This window comes from Staphylococcus sp. B1(2026) (assembly GCF_058895785.1).
Genome location: NZ_JBZXTS010000069.1, coordinates 1 through 5115, shown reverse-complemented (window position 1 = coordinate 5115; position 5115 = coordinate 1). Strand labels below are relative to the sequence as shown.

Below are 5115 nucleotides of genomic sequence, written 5' to 3'. Positions count from 1 at the left end.
AACTAATGTTTTCATCTTATTTAAATCTCTGGTTGGGTTGTAGATAAAATTGGTCAGAAAAAAGTGTTAATACATGGATTCATTATTTTTGCCTTAGGTGTTTACATTATTGGTATGGCAAGCCATATTACAACAATGTATATCGGTGCCGTAATGGCTAGAATTGGCTGTAGTTCATACTATGCTGTTGCTTTTTCTTTGACTACTCAACACGTACCAACAGAAAAAAAGGGTATTGCTACTGCTATTGTTAATTCTGGCTCTGCTTTAGGTATGATTTTAGGTTTAACAGGGGCTTCTTTTTTAGTTAAACAATTAAATTTACAGTGGCAAACGATTGTATTTATTACAGCTAGTCTTATTGTCTTACTTATTATTTGGTTTGTGTTTATGATCAAGTCTACATCACCTACACCATATAATAATTCTGAAATCACTACTAGCAAAACAATAGAAACTAATAATAAATCTTCCTTATTTACATCTAAACTTATTGCTTGCTATATTTTAGATTTTACTACATGTTATGCCTACTATCTAGTTGTAACATGGTTACCAAAATTTTTAGAAAGTGAACGTGGCATTAGTGGTTCAATGATAGGTATTATTACTTCTATGATTGCCGTTACTGCTGTTCCTGGTGCATTATATTTTGCTCATTTATCTGACAAACATCGTCAACATAAAACATTTATCATTATTGGACTAGAAATTGCTGCATTTATTTTAATTGCTTTATCTATGTTTGCACCGAATGCAATAACACTTACTATTATTTTATTATATGGGTTCTTAAGTAAAATGGCTATTGATCCTGTAGTAATTTCTTATTTATCAGATCACGCTAATAAAAATAATTTAGCTGCAACATTAGGACATTTAACTTTTTTGCAATGTCTTCGTCTGTTACTGCACCTACATTGACAGGTATAATTATTGATAAAACAGGTTCTGGCGTATGGGTATTTTATATTGATGCCATTTTATTATTTATCGGAACATATGTTTTTACAATTATGACAAGAACTTCAAAATAAATAATCATTACGAGCATTCAAACTGCTCGTAATGATTATTTATTTTAGATTTTCATGAATTTTTATCATATATTTTCTATAAAGACAATCACACAATAAATGTAATGTAATTAATGAAACATGATCTACTTCAGGATTAGGCATAAGTGTTCTTGCTTGATAATATAAATTGTATGGTGTTAATTGTGACAATTTATTATTACCAAAAGCTGTAATTGAAATAATCGGTACATCTCTTAAGGCCAAATCTTTAAGATAAGGTAATATTGGTTCAACATCTCCACTCAGTGCAAAAACAACTAATGCATCTTTTGATGTCATCGTATGCACATTAAGTGCTAATTCTGTTTTAGCTGGTATATTATAAGCAAGACGCCCTTGAGACAATAAGTTACGAGATAAATCAATACTTACATTACGTTGTGCCCAACCAGTTCCGTAAAAAAACAAACGATCAGCATGATAAATAAGATCTATTATTTCATCACTATTGATTTGTTGAAATAATTTTAGTGTCGCTGCAATATCTTGCTGCTGCATAGTTAAAATATCCATACTATTATGAGGATTAAGATTTCTTTCAAGACTATATTTAAATTCACTATAGCCTTTGAATTTTAATTTTTTAGTCATTCTAAGCACAGATGACTTGGAACAGTGACATTTGTTTGCCAACTCAACAATACCTAATTGACTACATTCTTCTCTATTTTTCATGATAAATTTAGCAATCTCTTTTTCTGTATTACTTAAACTATCGTAATATTTGTTTATTCGATCCTCTATCATGATGATACTCCTAACTTTTATTTATATTTTTAAAATAAATCGTTTAAAATATATCATAAAAAAATAGAATTAGCGAATAAAACTTTATGTTATCACCAATTCTATTTATTTTAGGAGTTTAATTATGAAAAAAAGTTAATTTTTTATAAAGGACTGTTTTCCTTTATATGACTAATATATATTATCAATCTTAAAGTAATCTTAATTTTCAAAATTTTATTTTAATATTGGCCAATAACCTTTATTAGCTTCAATTAAATCATCTAATATTTGTTTAGCTATTGTTGCATTCGGTACAATTTTAGATAATGTTAAAGCTTGCCATAATTTTTGATATGAACCTTTTGACCATGCTTCTACCACTAATTTCTCGACTGCGACTTGTTGTGACATTAATCCTTTTTGAAACTGTGGAATTTTACCTTGTACTAATGGTTCTGGTCCATTTACTCCTACAATACAAGGTATCTCTACCATCGCTTCATTATCAAAATTACTAATTGCACCATTATTTTCAACAATTAATAACATTCTTTCATGTGTGTTATAAGCAATTGCACATGCTAAATCAACTATATAAGAAGCATGTTCATCAATTTCTAATGTTGAATTTGTAGTTGCGCCCATTTTAGCTATACGAAGACATTCTCCAAATACATGCTTTTCTCGTCCATCCATTACTTCATTGGCTCTTGTATAATTAGGGTTAGCATGCGCTACTTCATCACTTGCATAAAAATAATATTTTAAATAAGTATTCGGTAGTGTATCTGGATCTAGTGCATAAATATCTTTTGCTTTTGCAAATGTAGACATCCAACTTGCATCAACATGTTGTGATGCTTCAATTTCATTTGGTAAGGCATAACCATATTGGGCAACATGTGCTTTGATTTTTGGCATTAGATCATTACCTTCAAGATCTCGAATATCTGTCCACCAACCAAAATGATTTAAACCATAATAACGAACCACCATTTCTTTTCTTGATGATAGACCTATTGCTTTTGCCATACGTTCTTCGATACCAATTGGCATATCACAAATATTAAGTACTTTAGAATGTGGACGTAACTTACGTGTTGCTTCTGCCACGATAGCAGCCGGATTAGAATAATTTAACATCCAAGCGTTTGGTGAGTATTGTTCCATAAAATCAATTAATTCTAATACACCGCCTATAGAACGCATACCATACGCAATACCACCAGGGCCACATGTTTCTTGACCTATAACGCCATATTTTAATGGAATTTTTTCATCTTGTTCACGCATGGCATATTTACCTACTCTAATATGTGCCATCACAAAATCTACATCACTAAAAGCTATTGCTGGATCAGTTGTTGCTAAAAAATTTATTTCTGGTGCTTTTTCGTTGATAATAATTTGACAAGCTTCTGCTATTTGTTGTTGACGTTGCTCATCATTATCATAAAATTTAATACTACGAATTGGTAATTTTTCTAGATTATCTAATAACATTAATACAATACCTGGTGTAAATGTGCTACCTCCACCTGCTACAACAATAGAATATTTTTTAGTCATTTTATATTACCTCATTTTCTATATTCATTTAATAATAATTCAAATTGCTCACGTACTTGTGGTACTGATAAACCTACAATGATTTGTAGGGCTGTTCCATTTCTTACAACACCATGTGCTTGTGCTTTTTTAAACACTTCATCGGAAGCTACTTCATCGGCATTGACCACATTTATTCTTAATCTTGTTGCACAATTATTTACAGTACTAATATTATTGGGGCCACCTAATGCTAATAATATAGCTTCTGCTTGTGCTGTATATTGATTAACTTCAAATTGATGTTTTTGCTTTTCTTTATAATCTTTCTTAGTATATAATTTGATTTCTGTATTATCATCTCTTCCAGGTGTCATAAAATTAAATTTAACAATTACCCAACGAAATACAAAAAAGTAAATGACTGTAAATATTAAACCAATTACAACTTGAATAACGTAAGTTTGCCAATGATGAGATGCTAGTGGTATCCAATTTTTAGTTAATAATTCAATAAAACCACCACCCATATCACCTGTAACGCCAAAAGTATACATTGTTGCTGACATCGTTGCCGCTAACAATGCGTGAATTAAAAACAACACAGGTGCAATAAATAAAAATGTAAATTCCAAAGGTTCTGTAATACCTGCTAACACAGCTGTTAATGTTGCTGGTATTAAAATTGCTAACACACGTTTTCGTTTGCTTGATTGTGCAGTAACATAAAAGGCTAATGAAATACCTATTGCACCAAAGATTTTCGAATTACCATGCAAGGCAAAACCACCTTGTGGGAATAAAGTTTTTAATGAATCAGTTGATTGAGCAAATTGTGATAAATGGTCAATCCAATATTTCGTAATACCACCTTCCACAACTACAGGCCCAAATACAAATGGTGTATAAATAAAATGATGTAATCCTGTAGGTATTAATATACGTTCTAAGAAAGTATATAACCAAACACCGAACACACCTGAACCTACCATAACTGCTTGAGATGCACCTATCACTGCTTGTACTTTAGGCCAAACACAGGCTACAACTAATGCAATTGGTAACAATAGAAAGAAGCCGATGATCACAACAAAGGATGACCCTTGGAAAATACCTAAGAAATCAGGTAATTTTTTGTCAAAAAAGCGATTATGTATCCACACTACAATAGCTGCAACAAAAATCGCACCAATTATTCCTGTATCTAAAGTTTTAATTCCAGCAATCATTTTTAAACCAGAGCCACCCACTGCATCAACAGAAAAATCCACACCTAAATTCTTTCCAAAGTACTGTAATATACCATTGATAAAATAATTAAAAGTAAGGTATAGAACTAACACTTCTAAAGCTGCTCTCGCATTGGCTTTTTTAGCTAAACCGATAGGTAAACCAATAGCAAATAACAATTCCATTTGATTAAATACTGTCCAACCGCCATTTTCAATAATTGACCATATTTTATACCAAACTGTATCTGGCATAGCTATATCACCAACTAATAATGGATTTTTAAATATCGTACAAATTGAAACCATGATACCTGCAAAAGCAAAAAGTAAAACAGGTGTAAACATTGCACCACCAAAACGTTGTAATTTTTCTAACATTATTAATACCTCCCTTTATTCTATTTATAACATGACAAAACAATGCATACAATGCTTATAGAATAAATAGGAAAACGCTTTCTTATATAGGGAGATTTCTCATTTCTAGAGAATTTTCCCCAATAAAAAAAGAGATGACAAAGTCATCT

4 protein-coding genes are annotated in these 5115 nt (G+C 30.9%); 1 reads left to right on the top strand and 3 read right to left on the bottom strand.

Translation table 11 applies throughout. From position 1 onward, the window contains the following. The first annotated feature begins 24 nt into the window (after positions 1 to 24). Positions 25 to 924, top strand: a complete 900-nt coding sequence (locus AC5EAH_RS07705; RefSeq protein WP_493494198.1) for an MFS transporter — start codon at positions 25 to 27, stop codon at positions 922 to 924. 152 nt (positions 925 to 1076) lie between these two features. On the opposite strand, the gene AC5EAH_RS07700 is transcribed toward AC5EAH_RS07705, so the two are convergent. The 3 genes from AC5EAH_RS07700 to AC5EAH_RS07690 all read right to left on the bottom strand — a co-directional run bounded on the left by AC5EAH_RS07700 (position 1077) and on the right by AC5EAH_RS07690 (position 4966). After that, positions 1077 to 1826 carry a MurR/RpiR family transcriptional regulator gene (locus AC5EAH_RS07700; RefSeq protein WP_493494197.1) on the bottom strand — a complete coding sequence of 250 codons (750 nt, stop codon included), beginning with the start codon at positions 1824 to 1826 and terminating at the stop codon, positions 1077 to 1079. A 216-nt stretch (positions 1827 to 2042) separates the two neighbouring features. Continuing rightward, positions 2043 to 3377, bottom strand: coding sequence for a 6-phospho-alpha-glucosidase (locus AC5EAH_RS07695; RefSeq protein ID WP_493494196.1), 1335 nt, complete (start codon positions 3375 to 3377; stop codon positions 2043 to 2045). 11 nt (positions 3378 to 3388) lie between these two features. Next, a complete protein-coding gene (locus AC5EAH_RS07690) occupies positions 3389 to 4966 on the bottom strand; it encodes an alpha-glucoside-specific PTS transporter subunit IIBC (protein ID WP_493494195.1) in 1578 nt (525 codons plus the stop codon). Positions 4967 to 5115 lie beyond the last annotated feature (149 nt).